The organism is Aminobacter sp. LjRoot7 (assembly GCF_964252895.1).
GTDB lineage: Bacteria > Pseudomonadota > Alphaproteobacteria > Rhizobiales > Rhizobiaceae > Aminobacter > Aminobacter aminovorans_B.
The window spans coordinates 10,288-28,582 of sequence record NZ_CAXUPX020000001.1 but is presented as its reverse complement, the minus strand read 5'-3'; the positions used below and the strand labels follow the sequence as shown (position 1 = coordinate 28,582).

General features: G+C 62.1%; 15 protein-coding genes and 3 pseudogenes. 12 read left to right on the top strand and 6 right to left on the bottom strand.

The window, feature by feature from the left end; genetic code table 11:
* The first annotated feature begins 28 nt into the window (after nt 1-28).
* The 9 genes from ACSQ3E_RS00145 to ACSQ3E_RS00105 all read left to right on the top strand — a co-directional run bounded on the left by ACSQ3E_RS00145 (nt 29) and on the right by ACSQ3E_RS00105 (nt 10,451).
* Nucleotides 29-2,380: a xanthine dehydrogenase family protein molybdopterin-binding subunit gene (locus tag ACSQ3E_RS00145; protein ID WP_436121141.1), complete on the top strand. Its 2,352-nt coding sequence runs from the start codon at nt 29-31 to the stop codon at nt 2,378-2,380.
* A 12-nt stretch (nt 2,381-2,392) separates the two neighbouring features.
* Nucleotides 2,393-3,190, top strand: a complete 798-nt coding sequence (locus ACSQ3E_RS00140) for an FAD binding domain-containing protein (protein WP_310317885.1) — start codon at nt 2,393-2,395, stop codon at nt 3,188-3,190.
* A 67-nt stretch (nt 3,191-3,257) separates the two neighbouring features.
* On the top strand, nt 3,258-3,611 hold the full coding sequence (locus tag ACSQ3E_RS00135) for a VOC family protein (RefSeq protein ID WP_436121140.1): 354 nt from the start codon (nt 3,258-3,260) through the stop codon (nt 3,609-3,611).
* 119 nt (nt 3,612-3,730) lie between these two features.
* Nucleotides 3,731-4,873, top strand: coding sequence for an alpha-hydroxy acid oxidase (locus ACSQ3E_RS00130; protein WP_436121139.1), 1,143 nt, complete (start codon nt 3,731-3,733; stop codon nt 4,871-4,873).
* 160 nt (nt 4,874-5,033) lie between these two features.
* Nucleotides 5,034-5,528 (top strand): sigma-70 family RNA polymerase sigma factor, encoded by a 495-nt coding sequence (locus tag ACSQ3E_RS00125; protein ID WP_436121138.1) that lies wholly within the window; start codon nt 5,034-5,036, stop codon nt 5,526-5,528.
* Between the two features lie 85 nt (nt 5,529-5,613).
* Complete coding sequence (locus tag ACSQ3E_RS00120) at nt 5,614-6,624, top strand: FecR family protein (protein WP_436121137.1); 1,011 nt, start codon at nt 5,614-5,616, stop codon at nt 6,622-6,624.
* A 185-nt stretch (nt 6,625-6,809) separates the two neighbouring features.
* A complete protein-coding gene (locus tag ACSQ3E_RS00115) occupies nt 6,810-9,302 on the top strand; it encodes a TonB-dependent receptor domain-containing protein (RefSeq protein WP_436121136.1) in 2,493 nt (830 codons plus the stop codon).
* Between the two features lie 46 nt (nt 9,303-9,348).
* Nucleotides 9,349-9,948 (top strand): biliverdin-producing heme oxygenase, encoded by a 600-nt coding sequence (locus ACSQ3E_RS00110; protein ID WP_436121135.1) that lies wholly within the window; start codon nt 9,349-9,351, stop codon nt 9,946-9,948.
* Nucleotides 9,949-9,977: 29 nt separating this feature from the next.
* Nucleotides 9,978-10,451: a YbaN family protein gene (locus ACSQ3E_RS00105; RefSeq protein ID WP_436121134.1), complete on the top strand. Its 474-nt coding sequence runs from the start codon at nt 9,978-9,980 to the stop codon at nt 10,449-10,451.
* 697 nt (nt 10,452-11,148) lie between these two features.
* On the opposite strand, the gene ACSQ3E_RS00100 is transcribed toward ACSQ3E_RS00105, so the two are convergent.
* Nucleotides 11,149-11,781, bottom strand: a complete 633-nt coding sequence (locus tag ACSQ3E_RS00100; RefSeq protein ID WP_436121133.1) for a hypothetical protein — start codon at nt 11,779-11,781, stop codon at nt 11,149-11,151.
* A gap of 106 nt (nt 11,782-11,887) precedes the next feature.
* On the opposite strand from ACSQ3E_RS00100, the pseudogene ACSQ3E_RS00095 reads away from it, so the two are divergent.
* Nucleotides 11,888-12,324: pseudogene (locus ACSQ3E_RS00095) on the top strand (IS66 family transposase); the annotation flags it as partial.
* Between the two features lie 509 nt (nt 12,325-12,833).
* On the opposite strand, the gene ACSQ3E_RS00090 reads toward ACSQ3E_RS00095, so the two are convergent.
* From ACSQ3E_RS00090 to ACSQ3E_RS00070, 5 genes and pseudogenes are all read right to left on the bottom strand, one after another.
* On the bottom strand, nt 12,834-13,064 hold the full coding sequence (locus ACSQ3E_RS00090) for a DUF2274 domain-containing protein (RefSeq protein ID WP_436121132.1): 231 nt from the start codon (nt 13,062-13,064) through the stop codon (nt 12,834-12,836).
* Entirely contained in the window at nt 13,061-14,209 is a 1,149-nt protein-coding gene (locus ACSQ3E_RS00085) for a TrbI/VirB10 family protein (RefSeq protein WP_436121131.1), read from the bottom strand. Before ACSQ3E_RS00085 ends, ACSQ3E_RS00090 begins: the two co-directional genes overlap by 4 nt.
* Nucleotides 14,206-15,185, bottom strand: a pseudogene (gene trbG / locus ACSQ3E_RS00080) (P-type conjugative transfer protein TrbG). Before trbG ends, ACSQ3E_RS00085 begins: the two are co-directional and overlap by 4 nt.
* Complete coding sequence (trbF, locus tag ACSQ3E_RS00075) at nt 15,182-15,871, bottom strand: conjugal transfer protein TrbF (protein WP_436121130.1); 690 nt, start codon at nt 15,869-15,871, stop codon at nt 15,182-15,184. The pseudogene trbG and the gene trbF overlap by 4 nt, the downstream one beginning before the upstream one ends.
* Nucleotides 15,868-16,224: pseudogene (locus ACSQ3E_RS00070) on the bottom strand (P-type conjugative transfer protein TrbL); the annotation flags it as partial. The gene trbF and the pseudogene ACSQ3E_RS00070, both read right to left, overlap by 4 nt.
* On the opposite strand from ACSQ3E_RS00070, the gene ACSQ3E_RS00065 reads away from it, so the two are divergent.
* Both ACSQ3E_RS00065 and ACSQ3E_RS00060 read left to right on the top strand, forming a co-directional pair.
* Nucleotides 16,158-16,880, top strand: coding sequence for a hypothetical protein (locus tag ACSQ3E_RS00065; RefSeq protein ID WP_436121129.1), 723 nt, complete (start codon nt 16,158-16,160; stop codon nt 16,878-16,880). The pseudogene ACSQ3E_RS00070 and the gene ACSQ3E_RS00065 overlap by 67 nt on opposite strands.
* Nucleotides 16,867-18,285, top strand: a complete 1,419-nt coding sequence (locus ACSQ3E_RS00060) for a UvrD-helicase domain-containing protein (RefSeq protein ID WP_436121128.1) — start codon at nt 16,867-16,869, stop codon at nt 18,283-18,285. Before ACSQ3E_RS00065 ends, ACSQ3E_RS00060 begins: the two co-directional genes overlap by 14 nt.
* Nucleotides 18,286-18,295 lie beyond the last annotated feature (10 nt).

Sequence of the window (18,295 nt, the reverse complement as noted above, 5' to 3'; positions counted from 1 at the left end):
CTGCTTTTTGAGTTCGGGAGGAACTGAAATGGGAATCGAAGGCATCGGCGCGCGGGTTGCGCGCAAGGAAGACAAGAGATTTATCACCGGCGCCGGACGTTATGTCGACGACATGGTCGTGCCGGGCATGAAACACGCAGCATTCGTGCGCAGCCCGCACGCCCATGCCGACATCAAGAAGATCGACACCAAAAAGGCCGAGGCGATGCCGGGTGTCATCGGCGTGCTGACCGGCAAGCAGCTCAAGGCCGACGGCATCGGCAACCTGATCTGCGGCTGGATGATCCATTCCAAGGATGGGTCGCCGATGAAGATGGGCGCGTGGTCGCCGCTGGCGGTCGACCGGGTGCGCTATGTCGGTGACGCCGTTGTCGTCGTCGTGGCCGACACCAAGGGCCAGGCGCGCGACGCCGCGGAAGCTGTCGAGATCACCTACAAGGAACGCAAGTCGGTTGCCGATGCGGTCGATGCGCTCGCCAAGGGCGCGCCGCAGCTTCATCCCGAAGCCGATGGCAACCTGATCTTCGACTGGGGCATCGGCGACGAAGCTGCGACCGACGCCGCCCTCAAGTCGGCGGCTCACATCACCCGGCTCAATATCGTCAACAACCGGCTGGTTCCGAATGCGATGGAGCCGCGCGCAGCCCTTGGCCACTACGACAAGGCCGAGGATCACTACACGTGCTGGACGACCTCGCAGAACCCGCATGTCGCCCGGCTGGTGATGAGCGCCTTCTACAACGTCGCGCCGGAAAACAAGCTGCGTGTCATCGCGCCTGACGTCGGTGGTGGCTTCGGCTCGAAGATCTACATCTATCCCGAGGAAATCGTCTGCCTGTGGGCCTCCAAGCGGACCGGCGTGCCGGTCAAGTGGGTGGCCGACCGCACCGAGAGCTTCCTCACCGACGCCCATGGCCGCGACCACCACACCACGGTCCAGATGGGCTTCGACAAGAATAACAGGATTGTCGGGCTGAAGGTCGACACGGTTGCCAATCTCGGCGCCTATATGTCGCTGTTTTCCTCGGCGACGCCGACCTATCTCTATGCCACGCTGCTGTCTGGCCAGTACAACATCCCGGCGATCTACGGCAATGTGCGCACGGTCTATACCAACACCGCACCGGTTGATGCCTATCGCGGGGCAGGCCGGCCTGAAGCTACCTTCGTGCTCGAGCGGACGATGGAGATCGCCGCGCGCGAACTTGGCGTGTCGCCGGCGGAACTCAGGCGGACGAACTTCATTACCCACTTCCCGCATCAGACGCCTGTCATCATGTGCTACGACGCCGGCGACTATGGCGCCTCGCTTGACGCCGCGATGAAGCAGGCCGACTATGCCGGCTTTGCCAAGCGCAAGGCGGCGGCGACCAAGAAAGGCAAGCTGCGCGGCATCGGCATGAGCTGCTACATCGAGGCCTGCGGTATTGCGCCGTCGGCGGCGGTGGGGTCGCTCGGCGCAGGTGTCGGCCTGTGGGAATCCGCCGAGGTGCGGGTCAATGCCGTCGGTACCATCGAGGTGCTGACCGGTTCGCACAGCCATGGCCAGGGCCATGAGACCACCTTCGCCCAGCTCGTCAACTCACGCTTCGGCGTGCCGCTGGACAGCGTCTCGATCGTGCATGGCGACACCGACAAGGTGCAGATGGGCATGGGCACCTATGGCTCGCGCTCGGGTGCCGTCGGCATGTCGGCGATCGTCAAGGCACTCGACAAGGTCGAGGCCAAGGCCAAGAAGATCGCGGCCCACTTGCTGGAGGCCGACGAGGGCGACATCGTCATCGAGAACGGCCAGCTCAAGGTTGCCGGCACCGACAAGAACGTGCCGTGGTTCCAGATGGCGCTTGCCGCCTACACCGCGCACAACCTGCCGCAAGGCATGGAGCCCGGCCTGAAGGAGACGGCGTTCTACGATCCGTCGAATTTCACCTTCCCGGCCGGCTGCTACATCTGCGAGGTCGAGATCGATCCCGAGACCGGCAAGACCGACATCGTCCAGTTCGTCGCCGCCGACGATTTCGGCAACATCATCAATCCGATGATCGTCGAAGGGCAGGTGCATGGTGGCATCGCACAAGGCGTCGGCCAAGCGCTTCTGGAAGGCGCTGTCTATGACGCCGGCGGCCAGCTTCTGACCGCAAGCTACATGGACTACACCATGCCGCGTGCCGACGATTTGCCGTCATTCCAGATATCGACGTCGAATACCCCTTGTCCGAGCAATCCGCTCGGCATCAAGGGCTGCGGCGAGGCCGGCGCCATCGGTTCGCCGCCGGCGGTCATCAACGCCATCACCGATGCGCTCGGCCACGACAACCTGACAATGCCGGCGACGCCTGGCAAGGTCTGGGCCGCACTGCGCGCCGGCACGAAGCACTGAGGAGGACGCACCATGTATTCCGTCAACTATCATCGCGCCACCTCGGTCGCGGACGCCGCCAAGAAGATCAAGAGCGGTGACGCCAAATATCTCGCCGGCGGCATGACGCTGATCCCGGCGATGAAGACACGGCTCGCAGCCCCCTCGGACCTGGTCGACCTGAACCACATTGCCGACCTCAAGGGCATCAAGGTCTCGGGCAAGAACGTCACCATCGGTGCGGCGACGACGCATTTCGACGTCGCCAATGACGAGAAGCTGAAAAAGGTCTGCCCGGCATTGTCGCATCTCGCCAGCCACATCGGCGATCCCGCCGTCCGGCATCGCGGCACCATCGGCGGTTCGGTCGCCAACAACGATCCGGCGGCCGACTACCCCTCGGCGCTGCTGGCGCTGGGGGCGACCGTCGTCACCAACAAGCGCCAGATCGCGGCCGACAAGTTCTTCAAGGGCCTGTTCGAAACAGCACTCAAGGACGACGAGATCGTCACCGCCGTGACCTTCACGGCGCCGGCCAGGTCGGGCTACGCCAAGTTCCCGAACCCGGCGTCGCGTTATGCCATGACCGGCGTGTTCGTGACCAAGGGCAAGGATGGCGTGCGCGCGGCAGTCACCGGGGCAGGCGACGATGGCGTGTTCCGCTCCAAGGAGATCGAGGCGGCGCTGACCAAGAAGTTCGAGGCGTCGGCACTGGAAGGGGTGACGGTTCCGTCCGGCAGCCTGATGGGTGACATCCATGCCACGCCGGAGTATCGCGCCAACCTGGTGGTGGTGATGGCCAAACGTGCCGTCGCGGCCGCCAACGCCTGAGCGCAAACAAACGCAAAGTGCCGAGAGGGGCCTCCGGGCCCCTTTTGACGTCAGAAAGGAACACGACATGGCCGTTCGTCGCATCGTCGCCAATCTCCACGCAGCGGAACCCAGGGCAGCCCAAGCATTCTACGGCGACCTGCTCGGGCTCGACATTCTCATGGATCACGGCTGGATCCTGACCTTCGGCACCGGCGGCTCGATGACGCCGCAACTCGGCGTTGCCAGCGAGGGTGGGGCGGGTACGCCGGTACCGGTGCTTTCGATCGAGGTCGACAATGTCGATGAGCTCTATGACAAGGTGAAGGCCGCCCGCCACGAGATCGTCTACGATCTTGCCGATGAGCCCTGGGGCGTCAGGCGGTTTTTTGTCCGCGACCCGTTCGGCAACATCGTCAACATCCTCGAACACGCGGCATAGAACGAAAGTCTGCGGTTTCCGGACAGACATCTTGCCGGTCGGCCCTTGGCATCGGTCGCGAAGGCGGCTTACATGCCGCCGGCCTGTCGCAACTCATCAGCATCCTGGAGCATAGTGGAATGGCGCGTCCGATTACCTCGATCGCCGATCTTCGAGCCATCGCCAAGCGCCGGGTGCCGCGCATGTTCTACGACTATTGCGATTCAGGTTCCTGGACCGAAAGCACCTATCGCGAGAACGAGAGCGACTTCGTGCCGATCAAGCTGCGCCAGCGCGTTGCGGTCGACATGCGCGACCGTACCCTTGAAACGACGATGGCAGGCGAGACGGTGTCGATGCCGGTGGCGATCGCGCCGACCGGCCTGACCGGCATGCAGCATGCCGACGGCGAGATCCACGGCGCGCGGGCTGCCGAGAAGGCCGGTATACCATTCACGCTGTCGACGATGAGCATCTGCTCGATCGAAGACATCGCCGAAAATACGTCGAAGCCGTTCTGGTTCCAGCTCTATGTGATGCGCGACCGCGAGTTCGTCTCCAATCTCATCCGTCGTGCGAAGGCAGCAAAGTGCTCGGCGCTGGTGCTGACGCTCGACCTGCAAATCCTCGGCCAGCGCCACAAGGACATCGTCAACGGCCTGTCGACGCCGCCACGCATGACGGTGTCCAACATCATCAACCTGGCGACCAAGCCGCGCTGGTGCCTCAACATGCTGCGCACCAACCGGCGCACCTTCCGCAACATCGCCGGCCACGCCAAGGGCGTCACCGATCTGCGATCGCTGTCGTCATGGACCGCCGAACAGTTCGACCCGGCGCTCAGCTGGGACGACGTGAAGTGGATCAAGGACCAGTGGGGCGGCAAGCTGATTCTCAAGGGAATCCTCGATGCCGAAGACGCCGAGAAGGCCGTGGCAAGCGGGGCCGATGCGCTGATCGTCTCCAATCATGGCGGCCGCCAGCTCGACGGCGCGATTTCCTCTATCTCGGCGCTACCCGGTATTGTCGACGCGGTCGGCGACCGCATCGAGGTTCTGATGGATGGCGGTATCCGCTCCGGCCAGGACGTGCTCAAGGCCGTAGCCCTTGGCGCCAAGGGCGTGTTCATCGGCCGCTCGTTCCTCTATGGCCTTGGCGCCGGCGGCGAGGCGGGCGTGACCGCGTGCCTCGACATCATCCGCAAAGAGCTCGATATCACCATGGCCTTCTGCGGCCTGCGCGACATCAAGGACGTCGACAGCCGTATCATCGTTCGGCGCTGAGGGTTTGGCGGCATCAGGCCCGTCGACGCGCGAGCCTCGGGCTTGAGCGTCGTCGTCAATTCCAATATGGGTCATGGCTGAGTAGCCCGAAGCCATCTCGCAAATCTGGAAATTCCAAACCGGCATCCGATTTCTGACGATGGCTGGCAGGGCCATTTGAGTGGGCTATTCGGATCTCTACCTTGCTCACCGTGTCGAGCTCGTCGACTACGCGACGGCGATCGTCGGCGATCGCGCGCGCGGCGAAGATGTCGTGCAAGAGGCGTTCCTGCGGCTCGATGCGGCCACCGCCGGGCGCACATTGGACGAGCCGGTCGGCTATCTCCGCCGGATCATCCGCAACCTGGCGATCGACTGGTTACGCCGCCGCTCGGTCGAGGGCAGGCATGTCGCCGATACCAGGGATGTCGAGGGTGTCGCGGAAGACCGCCCGTCGCAAGAGGATGTTCTTGCCCATCGCGACGAGTTGCGCATCGTGATGGAGGCGATGGCCGAACTGCCGGAGCGCACGCGCATCGCCCTGGAAATGCACCGGTTCGACGGGTTCAAGCTGAAGGACATCGCCACCCATCTCGGCATCTCGGTCGGACTTGCGCATGCGCTGGTCTATCAGGGGCTCGAACATTGCCGAAAACGGCTGCTGGGTGGAGCGTAATCAACTTGCTTTTGAAAAACCTGTGCCGTCGAACGTTCATTTCACGAGACCAGATCGCTGCGCGGTCAACGGTCGACGACCTTTGTTGGGAGACAGTCTGATTAAACCGGGAGCCGACAAAGGAAAGCCGGCCGAGGCGGCACTGCACTGGCTGATCGCGCTTGAAGACAGGCCCGACGATCCAGAGGTGGCGACGGCGTTCGAGGCGTGGCTTGCGACCAGCGAGGACAATGTGAAGGCATGGTCCGAGGCTCGCCATGTCTGGAACGTTCTCGGCAAGGCGCACGAAGCAGGCGCCACAGCTCGTCTCGGCGCAATCGAGCCGGCAGCGGCGTCGGCATCACATCGACGCCAGCCGCGCCGACGCGGCCGCGCCGGCTATTTTGCCGCATCGGTGTTCGGCGCGGCCACGGCTTGCGTCACGCTGCTTTTCCAGCACGACATCAACATCTGGCTGAACGCCGACTACACGACCGGCGTCGCTCAAATCAGCGAGATCCGTCTCGAGGATGGCAGTGTCGCCTATCTCGGCGCTGACAGCGCCATTGACGTCACCTTCGATGCGGAGGCGCGCAAGGTCAGGCTGCTCGCCGGGGAGGCCTATTTCGAGGTCGAACCGGACGCTGGCCGGCCGTTTCGGGTCGATGCAGGCGGGGTCGATACGACGGTGCTGGGCACGGCATTCGATGTTCGGCTGATGACCGAAGGCACGTCAGTCCAGGTCAATCACGGGCGTGTCGCCGTTACAGCCACCGCCGCCGCCGATGGGCTGGGGGCGCCGCTCGAGGCCGGTGACTGGGTCCATGTCAGCCGCGCCGGCAAGGTCGAGCGTGGTAAGGACGCAGCCGACCTCGCCGGTGGCTGGCGTAGTGGGATGCTCGTCGTCAGGGATCGCTCCGTCGCCGAAGTGGTCGAGGCGATCGGCAGGTATTATCCCGGCAAGATCGTGCTGGCGGACGCTGCCATTGCCAGCCAGCGGATCACCGGCGTCTACAACCTCAACGAACCCATCGGCGCGCTCACGGCCGTTGCCGCGGCACATGGCGCCAGGTTGCGCTGGATAAGCCCCTGGCTAGCTGTCGTTTCGAGCTGGTAACGCTTGCCTCGAAACTTTTTTGCAAACATGAGTGTTTTTGTCTGAAAATCCGTGAAGCTGCCTCGTCCTTGTGGTGAGAGGGGAGTTCGGCGCTTGCCGGCCCCCGCGCTTGGGACAACGGGGTGCGGCAGAATATGCGTAGGACGACGAGTGGAAAGTTTGGCGGGGCATTTGTTGCCGCGTTGATGGTAGGTACGGCCTTGGCGGGCTTCGGCATGACCAATGTCGCTCTGGCGCAGCAGGCCAGCACGGCCCAGCAAAAGACCTTCCAGATCAAGGCGCAGTCGCTTGCCGGCGCGTTGACCCAGTTCGGCCAGCAGTCCGGCATGCAGGTATCGGTCGATGCCGCCGCAGTGCGCGGGCTGTCGTCTCCCGGCGTTTCCGGCGCACTCACAATCAGCGATGCCGCAGCACGGCTGCTCGCCGGCAGCGGACTTTCATATCGGGTCGAGGGCGGCACGCTCGTCATCTCCGATCGTGTATCCAACGCCCACAATGCCGTGCCGGCCGCAAACGGAGCGCTGGTGCTTGATGTCATCAACGTGACGGGCGGTGGAAATGCTGCCGATCTGCCATTCGAGACGCCGGGTTCGGCGGGCCACATTTCCGCCGAGCAGATTTCACGCACGCCGCCGACCTCGGTCGGCGACATGTTCCGCCCGACACCGGGTGTGATGGCGGCGGGCAACCGTGTCGGCGCATCCGTCGATGTCAACATCCGCGGCCTGCAGGGCCAGAACCGCGTCAACGTCATGGTTGACGGGACGCGCCAGACCAACAATTCCTACCGCGGCTATCGTGGCAGCCGCAACGAAACCTATGTTGATCCTGATTTCATCGGCGGCATCGACGTTTCCAAGGGACCGTCGGGCGGTGCTGGCGGTGTCGGCGCCATGGGTGGCGTGGTCAACATGCGCACGATCACCGCGCGCGACATCGTCACCGATGGCCAGGTCTATGGCGCACGCATCAAGACCGGTCTGGGCAGCAATAGCATGAGCCCGCTTGATGCAGGTTCGATCAGGCTGCGCGGCGACGGACCTGATTTCTTCAACGGCGACGCCTGGTCGGGCAGCGTTGCCGCCGGCGTTGTCCAGGACAATTACGAATTCGTGGCCGCCTTCTCGAAGCGCAAGGCGGGCAACTATTTCGCCGGCACCAAGGGCAAGGCAACCTACCTCAACGACAGCATGTCGTTTAAGCCACCCTTCGTGATGCCACTTTCGCCCTTCCGTCCCGGCACGGAGGTGGCAAACACCTCGCAGGACGTCACCTCGTTCCTGACCAAGGGCAAGCTGAGCTGGGGCGATGGGCATTCGCTGACGCTAGGCTACATCTACTACCAGAACGATTACGGCGAAAACCTGGAGACCGATATCGACTATCTCTACTGGGTCCCGACCCAGAACAAGCTGAGCAATACCAAAACCAACACCTTCACCTCGACCTACAAGTACAGCCCCGAAGACGGCGGCTACATCGATTTCACCTCCAACCTGTGGTTCTCCGACGTGCGCTCGCAAAGCGGTGTTGCCGGCAAGCTGACCTGGAACCCGCTCTCCGACGGCAAGAACACGGCGACCACCTATGGCGGTGACGCCTCCAACGTCTCGATCGTCGACTCAGCTATCGGCCAGTTCACCATCAGGAACGGCGTCGAGTTCGTGCATGAACAAGCGCGGGAAAAGCAGCTGTTCTGGAATCCGGGCGATGTGACGAACCCGATGCCGGTGGGCAACAATCCGAACGGCAACCGGCTGATGCTGAGCGGCTTCAACGAGACCAAGCTTGAGGTCAATGACTGGCTGACTTTCGCCGGCGGCCTGCGCTACGACTATTACGAGGCGACCGGTAAAGGCATCGCCATCAGCCGCTATCCCGACAAGGACGGTGTGCGCCTCAATCCGCAGGCAAGCGCGACCGTGACGCCGTTCGATGGCCTGCAATTGTTCGGTTCCTATGTCGAGGGCTGGCGCCCGCCCAGCCTGCGCGAAACCTCCTCGCCATTGCCCGGCGTCATCCCCAATCCTGACTTGAGGCCGGAAGTCTCGAAGAACTTCGAGTTCGGCATCAATGTCATGCGCGACGACGTGCTGACGTCGGGCGACAGCCTGCGCCTCAAGGCGGTGTGGTTCGACAACAATTACGACGACTACATCCTCCGCGGCCGGACACGCTCGGGCTCGTATACCTGGACCAATATCGAACAGGCCGAATTCCAGGGTTATGAGCTGTCGGTCGGCTACGATGCCGGCGTCGCCTATGTCGAAGGGGCGCTCACCAGTTATGCCGATATCAATTTCTGCAATCGCGGCGTCTGCAACGGCGCGGTCGGCGCTGACGACTACGGTGTCGTGACCATTCCGCCGAAATATTCGGGCACCGTCACTGCCGGTGTGCGCCTGTTCGAGGAGCGGCTGTCGCTTGGCGGGCGGGTCTACTTCTTCGGCGAACGTTTCGGCCGCACGACGATCGGCAAGGGCGGCACCAACTCGGCCACCTACTGGCCGGGAGCGGCAATCGTCGACCTGTTCGGCAGCTACAAGATCAACGACAACGCAAACCTTGACTTCAGTGTCGAAAACATCGCCGACCGCTACTACCTTGATCCGATTGCAACAAGTGCGGTGCCTGCGCCGGGGAGAACCTTTCGCGCCAGCTTGACGGCGAAATGGTGATTTGATCAATCAACTTTTTGACCCAGTCATTTGCTGAAAGAATATTGTGACGACCATCGAACTCGAAAAGCCTGTTGAGGCCAGCCGCGCCAAGCGCTTGAAGGCGCGGACCAATGTCACCCACGAACGTCTCGATGCGTCGATCATGGCGGGGCGGCCGTTCGAGAACCGGCAGCGATACGGGCTTTTCCTCCAGGTGCAGTACAGCTTTCATCGCGACATCGACGCGCTGTATCAAAACCCTGTTCTGGACGGCATGTTGCCCGACCTCGAGGGCCGGCGGCGCCTGGAGCTGATCACGCAAGACATCGCCGATCTCGGACTGGAACTGCCGTCAAACGCGACGGCGCCCGCCCTTGAACGCGATGCCGATATTCCGACGGCACTTGGCTGGCTTTATGTCGCGGAAGGCTCGAACCTTGGTGCCGCCTTCCTTCTCAAGGAGGCGGCCAAGCTTGGGCTTTCCGAAACCTTCGGCGCAAGGCATCTTGCGGCCGCACCCGAAGGGCGCGGCCTGCACTGGCGCACCTTCACGGCCGCGCTCGATGCACTGCAACTGAGCGATCCCGAAGAGGATCGCGCCGTTGCGGGTGCGGAAGCTGCGTTCCGCCGTGTGCATGGGCTGGTCAAGGAGGTTTTCGGCTGAGTGCACCACTCGATCATTTGCTGGGCTGAATGAAGCCGCCTTTTCACCGTGCCGCCGGCAAGGCGGCATTCAAGGCGAAGCGCGTCGGACTGATCGCGCTCGGCACCCTCATGCTCGTCCTCGGTATCATCGGCGCTTTTTTGCCGGTCATGCCGACGACGATCTTTTTCATCCTGGCGGCGTGGTGCTTCGGACGTTCCTCGCCGCGCATCGAGGCATGGATGCTCAACCATCCGCGCTTCGGCCCGACCTTGCGCGACTGGCGGCAATATGGAGCCGTGCCGCGCAAGGCCAAGATACTTGCCTGCCTGGGTATGGCGTCAGGCTATGGTCTGTTTCTTGTCGGCGCCAAGCCCGAGCCGTTGCTGGCCGTCGTGGTTGCCACCTTCATCGTGGCGGCGGCCATTTATGTCGTCACGCGACCTGAGCGGAATGGCACGGTGAGTGCTGCGGATGGCACCGACGAGGCTCGCCCGACGGCCCGGCAGAACGAAGACGTCTGAGTTCATACAAGCACCCGTCCGACTTGGCTGTCGGCAAGCACGGATGTGTCGGCAGGCATGCCGTCTGGTGCAAGACCTTGCGAATTCGGTCGATCTCGTCGATATGAGGCGCAACAAACCTTGCGCATGAGCTTGGCACAGGTTGCATTGCTGAACGGCGCAACGCGCCGCAGCGCTCACATTACCTCTTTCGACGTCGAAAAATGGCTGGATATCACGACTACAAGCTATCGGTTGCACCGATGATGGATTGGGAAGATAGATAAATAATATCAGTTAGTTATGAGTGTTCGTGTGCAAAAATTGCACGTGAAAGTTCTGCTTCTCTTCTTTTTTCGTTCCCACGAGGGACCAGCCGACAGCCCTTTTCGGGCGCACTGCTGCCGAAGGCGGTGACCGCTCCAACGCGGATGTTCGCGGTGATATCCGTTCCTGCCGCGGCGTCCAGTTTTGCCTAGGGAACCTGGATTCGAGCCAGGCCAGGATCAACGGAGATAGAATTTCCGCTCAAATGCTCAAATGAACTGACTGGCACTGTTGTGCTGCGGCGCATCTCCCGGCGAAGTTTCGAAGGAACAATGAAACCAAGCAACGGCGAATCCCAGGACACATCGATCTGAGCGGATCGTACTTGCATCGAGCAGATACCGTCCGCTGCCCCTTTGGCTCGATTGCTTCTGTTTTGGAAACTGCCGCCCTAGCTGGTTGCTTGGGGAGGTGCTTCATATTGCCAGCCGGCTAGCTCTGGTAGGTCATCAAGCCAGCTTTTCTCTGCCATCGAGGCATCACTGGTGCGCGGTGCAGCCTCGGTGGCGTTTTGAATGAGCCAGTCCACCCACTTCCGATAGGCAGCCGGGTTCAGTTGGGGCGGCAACACCTTGGCCTTGGCCAGCATGCGTTTGCGGAAACTGACTTGCCTGCGAAGTTTGGTCGTCGTGAACTTGATGGCCTTGCCTTGGTATTCAACCGTCCAGCGCCCATCCCCATGGCTGGCGAGCCTATCAATGGCGAAACCGGCATCGACCGGCCTGTCCCGCCAAGGAAGCTCGATGGCATTCTTCCTCAGGTCTATAGCCCATCGCCGGTAGTTGGCCCCGGCACGCTGGGGCGGCAGCACACCAGCCTGTTCGAGTATCTTCCTTCGGAAGGTAGGCTGCTTCTTGATCTGGCCCGTCGTCAGTTCGATGCGGTGCCCACGGAATTCGACGTGCCACCGAATCCTCCCGTTACCGAAATACTTTACCAGCCTGTCGATGACGAACTCGTCATCGCTAAGCGTCGCGCATCCCTGCTTGATGCTTTCGAGAATGTACTGGCTATCGGTGGGCATGACGCGGCCTCGTGCAGGACCTCTCGGAAGCTTAGGGATTCAAAAAATCAAGGACCAATCCCCCCATCATATCATGCTTTTTGTTGTGGAATTGTTGGCTGACTGCTTGCAGGTCGACGGCCAATGGTGCCTATCGTGTGCTGGCCGACAAAAGCGGCGTCACACTCGCCTTTTGCTGGGCGCATGTTCGCGGCATTTCTATGAACTGGCAGCAGCCGGTCCCGTGCCGAATTTCCGAACTCTACAGCGCTTTTGTGCCGGGAAGGGCTCTCGCGCCTTCTCGAAGATGGTCGCATCGAGATCGACAGCGACGTGGTCGAGCGCTCCATCCGTCCGAGCCCCCTCAACCGCAAGAGTGCGCTTTTCGTACGGTCTGACGGCCGTGGCGAGCACTGGGCCGACATCGCCCGCTGATCGAAACCTGCAAGCTCAACGGCGTTGAGCCACTCGGCTATCTCGCCGATGTCCTCACCAGGATCGTCAACGGCCCCCAACAGCCATATCGACAATCTCCGGACCTGGGCCTACATCGACAAATCCTAGCTCAAGGCCGTGCCCTGAGAACGGCGGTTACTTAGCGGCTTCTGGCAAGTGTAGCCAAAACATAGCTGTGGATGTCATGGTTGTGCGATCGCGATCAGACAAGTTATGCGCGATAAGTGCGTAATCGTAAGCGCATAGATTTCCGGGGGGATCATGAAGCGTGGTCTAGTTGGCGCGGCAGCTCTTGCTGCCAGTGTCTTTGGTGCAGATATTTCAGCAACGTCTTATATATTCGACTCCGCTGGTCTTGCCGCTCTGGTGCAGGACGCTTCATCCGGTTCAACTGATCTTTCCAAGCCTGTGACAGCGCCTGGCGGCTTCGGCAATGGCTCGGTGATGGCGTGGAGAGCGGCCGTCATCTTGGCGGTCACGTCCCCGAGGTTCTCAATCTCGTGAGCTTGCGATCCGCGAAGGCGGCCAGTACCCAGTCTGCACGTTGCTGCTTGCATAGGGCTTGATGGCCGCAATTGCCCGAAACCTCTTCGACAGCTGTCAGCACTGCGCCCGCGCTACGAATCTGGATGGGCGTTCCGCCGAGCCTTTGCAAAACCTCGATCCGTCTCGATAAAGCGCTGGAGCATCGGTACGATCAGCCGGATGGGCTCGGTAGGCGGCTGGTCACCCTCGCGACCGAGGATGTCAGCATAGGTCGTAAGATCGCGATGCAGCGACGCAGGAAGCTCCAACGTTACCTTGACGGGCTTGTCGTCGGCGATAGGACCTAGTTTCAGCTTGGTCATTGTGTTGCTCCATAGGGTTCGAGCACGAGATCACGCGTGACGATGACGCGTACCGGGAAACCCGGACGGATGGTCAGCGTTGGCGCGACGTTGAGCTGTCTTCGAATGATCTGCTGGCCGGCGTCGTTGATCGTGTCCTGCGCTCCATCGCGGATTGCGCGCAACAGCCGGTTCTCGTCGTCGATCGCCAACTCTGCACCAGCGGCAAGCAACGTGGAGAGACCGGCGGCTTTGGCCAGATCCCACCAGTGATAATCGACCCCATCCTCTAGGCCGGCATAGCCCTGCGCATCGGCGCCCGGCTGACGTTCGAGAACAATGGAGCGGCCAGTTGGAAAAATGAGCCGGTTCCAGACAAGGAGAGCGCGGCGCTGGCCGAATTGGACGTTGTTGTCATACTGCCCGATGATCCGCGTGCCCTGGGGCACGAGCAGGGCGCGGCCGGTTGGGCTGTCGTAGATGTTCTCCGTCACCTGCGCGGTGACTTGGCCGGGTAGATCGGACCTGATGCCGGTGATGAGGGCTGCCGGGATGACGGCGCCGGCCTGGAGAACGAAGGGCGATGCTGGCGACATGACGCGGTCGCGGGCCACTGTACTCCTGTCAGCAGCGGCGTTGAGGAAAGCCACTTGCTTGTCCTGTGCGGTCTGCTCGCCAGGCTGGCTTCCCAGGACAGCGCCCGGAAAGCCCGACGCCGGTTCTCCCGTCCCGACCGTTGCAGCCGATCCACCCTGTGACTGGAAAAAGACGGTGCTCGTCCGTGCGGCCTCTTCCTCAGCGCGCCGGCGCTGTTCCGCCTCGTCGACAGCCGGTGTCATGATCGCGGGCGGTACGACGGGTTGCCCCCTGTTTTGGGCGTTGAGGATAGGCCGGCCAAGATCGCCTGGCAGCGCTGGCCCGAGGATCGGACCGGCATAGTCGCGCGGCAAGCCGGCCAGACCGTCGGCCGGTTGCCGATTGGCGGTCGAGTAGAGCTCCTGGTCGTCGGCGCCTGGTACGCGCGTCTGAAACGCATAAACCAGTGCACCGCCGATGCCGAGTGAGGCGACCACGCCGACGCCGACGATGACTTTTGGCGACAGGCGGGTGATGCGCGGCGGTTCGGCACGAAGCCGCATCGGAGCCACGTTGTCCTTTTCGCTCATGACGACGGCCTTCCATCCGTGCGCACGATCCTGACGGTCTGCTGTCGATCCCCGCTGCCAAGACGCAACTCGGCCGCGCCGAACAGGCGATCGACGATCAGGATGTGTTGGTAGATACGGCTATTTGCAATCTGGGCTTCGCCGTCCGGGCCGATGACCAGGAGAGGCGGCATCTCGCCCTGCACGATGCCGCGTGGAAACTCGACAAGACGCGCCTGCCGTCGTCATAGACAGCGACCGGCTTCCACGGCGGAGTGTCGCCTGTGAGACCGTAGCGGTAGTTGCGCGCCGCGACAGCCGGAATGAGGGGTGTTGCCGGAACTGCCTGGCGCTGTCCGGCTGGCTGCTTTGGATAGGCCCAGGCCACTGCCGGCATATATGGCTTTTCGCCAGAACGCAGCTCAATCATGTAGGTACGCCGGTCGGTCGTGATGACGAGGTTTGTCGAGATGTCGGGGCGCGTGGGCTTTACCAACACATGGACACGCCGGGTGATCCCGCTACCGCTCTCGGTGTCTCCGATGATCCAGCGAGCGGTGTCACCGGCGGCGATCGGGCCTGCACCGGTCAGGGTCTCGCCGAGCTCGAGCGCGATGTTGGTGATCTGCCCGGGCGCGGCATAGACCTGATAGAGAGCGCCTTCGCTCCAGGGATAGATCTGGATGGCATTGTAATAACCTTCGCGGCGTGGCTGGACGCGCGCGGCGGCATTGGCATTCTCGACACGTGCTGTCGGTGTCGAGGCGGCGTTACCGCCACGGGCCGGGGCCCAGGCAGGCGGGATATGGAGAGGCTTCGGTTTGACATCTGCCGTAGCCATGGGGATCGCCGGGAGGGGCGGCACGTCGGCGTCGTAGCTGATCTCAGGCGGTTTGCTGGTGGCGCAGCCCGCGAGCATGGCGGAAAGCAAAAGCACTGAAGCTACGGATTTGCGAAGGGACAGGTTGCCGCCTCTGCGGATAGCCGGCCGGTTCATTGGCTCATCTCCTGTGACCAGTTGATGGCGTTGACGTAGATGCCGAGCGGATTGGCGCGGAGCCTTTCGGCATCGCGTGGCGGCTGGATCACGTTGGTCAGGATTGCAGTCCAGCGCTGGGCCGTAGAGAGCTTCCCGCTCTCGTAGTGGCGCTCGGTCCAGGCGACGCGGAACGAATCCGGCGAGGCGCGGATTACCGAGGACACCTCGACCGCGATCTGTTGCTTGCCGACCTTGGTGAATGGGTCGTTGGTGCGAGCGTAGTCGTTGAGCGCCGCAGCACCGCGATCCGTGGTCCAGTCATAGGCGCGCAGCCAATTCTGGCGGACGATGATTGGGTCAGCCGGGATCGAGCGGACCTGTTCGATGAAGCGGGCAAGATGCCATGCTATCTGCGGATCGGTTGGCCGATAGTCGGCGCTTGCCGGCACGACAGCTTGCGCGTGACCGAGATTGTCGACTTGCACGATCCAGGGCACGACGGTCCCGCGCGTCGACTGCCAGACGAGTGCGGCGGCGAATGCGCCAGACAGGATCAGCGATCCAAACGCCATGTAGCGCCAGTTCTTGGCTTGAACGCGGGCAGAGCCGATGCGTTCGTCCCATATCTGCGCGGCCTTTTGATAGGGGGTCTCGGGTTGAGGTGTCTTGCCGTAATGCGCGGCGGGTCGCCTGAAGAGGTTCATGAACGATCACTTGTCTGAAGGTTGACGGAAGAGGCGGAGGCATGGCTGTCGCCGGAGCGAACGGCCTGAGCGGTTGTCTGGACGGCATGGCCCATGTGGCCGGCCCGGCGCATACGCTGCGCCCAGCCGGGCGGCGCGCTGGAAGGCTGGATGGTGGAAGCGGGTGCAGTTTCAGCGACGCTTCCGACCGAGCTCATGGTCGAGGAGCCGCCGGTCGAGCTGAAGCCAGCCTTGACGCCGTCGGCGAAGCTTGACTTGACGCTAGCGGCAGCCCTGCGAAGCGGCGATGTCGCCGCGTTGCCGGCGGCATGTGCAACGCCCCCTAGTCCGGAGGCGCCGCCGGCCGCGCCGGAGGGGCGCTGACGACGACATAATCGCGCGGCTGGTCAAGAAGACACTGTTTGTCGGCGATGATTTTTGGGTCGCGCAGCATCTGGACAACCTCGCTTTGAAGGGGATTGCGCTGGCCGACGGGGGAGGCGTCGACAATGCCCCTGCGCTTGCTGGACAATTCTGCGGGCTGGGCTACCAGGTTGGCTTGCTGTTGGATTATGATCAGGACCCTGCGGACACCGAGATTCTCGGCAAGCTGATGAAGGCCGGCGTCACCGTATTTCGTTGGGATAAGGGTTGCTCCACGGAGGATGTACTGTTTCGTCAGCTGCCCTTGGAAGCCGTCGAGATGCTCTTCGATTACACCCTCACCTTCCTCGAACCGACTGCTGTCCTCGACGCGGTTAACAAGCCCCGGCCACCGGCTGATCGCTTCAATTCTATCGATCAGGTCAGAGCCTGCCTGAACGACGCGACCGTTCTCGACGCTTTAGCGGCACGGGCGAAGGGGAAGAAGAAAAAGGACAGCGAGGACCTGCATGGAGCCTGGTATAAGGACATCGCGAAGGCGGAGCATATAGCACAAGAGATCCTCGGCCCTCATCTGCAGGAAGCACACAAGGGATTGCAGGAAGCGGTGAGCGCTCTTCGGAGCTGGATCGATGGCCATTCCTGACAAGATCCACAAGGCTCTGCAAGAGAAAGCTAATGGCTCGGTGGTGGCACCGGCCGGCTACGGCAAGACGGAAACCATCGCCGACATCGTCGCGGGAACGTCGTGCCGCTGCCTGCTACTTACCCATACCCTCGCTGGCGTCGACGCGCTTCGAAAGCGCCTCCGGGAAAAGGGCGTGAAGCCTTACCGCTATCAGCTGGAAACCATTGCCGCCTGGTCCTTGAGATACGCTGCGGCTTATCCGGTCACTTCAGGTTTCCCCCGCCTGACGACGCCGAGAGGGCATCAATGGTCCACGGTCTACACTGCCGCGCGGCAGCTGCTCGGGGGGCACACGATCGACCGCATGATCCAGGCCTCTTACGGCCTAATTCTCGTTGATGAGTACCAAGACTGCAGCGCTGACCAACACGCAATCGTGGTACTGTTGTCCAGGCTCGTTCCCACCCTCATTTTCGGAGATCCGCTGCAGAGCATCTTCGACTTTGGTGGCGAAGCGACCGTCCGCTGGCAGGTGGACGTGTTGCCGGTGTTCCCCGAAATCGACGAGTTGGACACACCCTGGCGCTGGAAAAACAAAAAGAATGATCCTCTTGCCGAGTGGCTTCGCATCGTGCGCGCCGACCTGCAGGCAGGCAGGGCGATCGACTTGCGCAAGGCGCCTGCCTGCGTCCGGGTTCATCATCTGGACGAACCCGGGCGGCTACGGGCCTTAGAGAAAAAGGCCTGCAACCAAAGAGGCTTATCAGAGGCCAACCGGCTCGCTATCATCGGCTCCAAAGGCAGCGAACAGGTGCGCGCAGCATTAGCAAAGCGAGTCCAGGCTCAAAACGTCGAAACTATCGAATGCAAGGATCTGCAGACGGCCTGCTCGAACATCGAAGCAACGACCGCGATGGATCGCTTAAAGGTCGTCATGGGGTTGTTCCAGCGGTCGATTGTCAAGGTGAACCTGACACCCTTTCTCCGCCGCATAGGCGAAATTCTTGGCGGCAAGCAGATCCGCAAGCCCCTCACGGCGGCCGAAGCAGCAGCCTTGTCGATCGTGACAAGTGGCAAATTGGAGCCGGTCATCGCGTTGCTTGACGAATTGCGGAACGGCAGACGTATGTTCCGAGGTGAACTCATCTTTGCGCTCCGTGAAAGTCTTCAGCTGCGCTGCCTGCCCGGAAGCCCGTCGCTGCTGGAATGCGCTTGGCATGTGCAGGAACGCCGGCGCCATGCTGGCCGACGCCACGGCCATAAGGTCGTCACCAGCACACTCCTTGCGAAGGGCTTGGAGTATGAGAATTCCGTGGTTTTCCTGACGGAGCCCACCACGAAGGAAGATATCTATGTCGCTTTAACCCGAGCATCGCGCCGGATCGACATTGTAACTGCCGCTCTCGATCTCTCAGCCGGGTGACGGCGAGCAC

Coding starts and splice junctions, on each gene's coding strand:
- ACSQ3E_RS00065 (WP_436121129.1), top strand. CDS start 16,158: ATGTCGCCGCGTTGCCGGCGGCATGTGCAACGCCCCCTAGTCCGGAGG.
- ACSQ3E_RS00100 (WP_436121133.1), bottom strand. CDS start 11,781: ATGCCCACCGATAGCCAGTACATTCTCGAAAGCATCAAGCAGGGATGC.
- ACSQ3E_RS00090 (WP_436121132.1), bottom strand. CDS start 13,064: ATGACCAAGCTGAAACTAGGTCCTATCGCCGACGACAAGCCCGTCAAG.
- ACSQ3E_RS00135 (WP_436121140.1), top strand. CDS start 3,258: ATGGCCGTTCGTCGCATCGTCGCCAATCTCCACGCAGCGGAACCCAGG.
- ACSQ3E_RS00115 (WP_436121136.1), top strand. CDS start 6,810: ATGGTAGGTACGGCCTTGGCGGGCTTCGGCATGACCAATGTCGCTCTG.
- ACSQ3E_RS00145 (WP_436121141.1), top strand. CDS start 29: ATGGGAATCGAAGGCATCGGCGCGCGGGTTGCGCGCAAGGAAGACAAG.
- ACSQ3E_RS00130 (WP_436121139.1), top strand. CDS start 3,731: ATGGCGCGTCCGATTACCTCGATCGCCGATCTTCGAGCCATCGCCAAG.
- ACSQ3E_RS00060 (WP_436121128.1), top strand. CDS start 16,867: ATGGCCATTCCTGACAAGATCCACAAGGCTCTGCAAGAGAAAGCTAAT.
- trbF (WP_436121130.1), bottom strand. CDS start 15,871: ATGAACCTCTTCAGGCGACCCGCCGCGCATTACGGCAAGACACCTCAA.
- ACSQ3E_RS00105 (WP_436121134.1), top strand. CDS start 9,978: ATGAAGCCGCCTTTTCACCGTGCCGCCGGCAAGGCGGCATTCAAGGCG.
- ACSQ3E_RS00140 (WP_310317885.1), top strand. CDS start 2,393: ATGTATTCCGTCAACTATCATCGCGCCACCTCGGTCGCGGACGCCGCC.
- ACSQ3E_RS00085 (WP_436121131.1), bottom strand. CDS start 14,209: ATGAGCGAAAAGGACAACGTGGCTCCGATGCGGCTTCGTGCCGAACCG.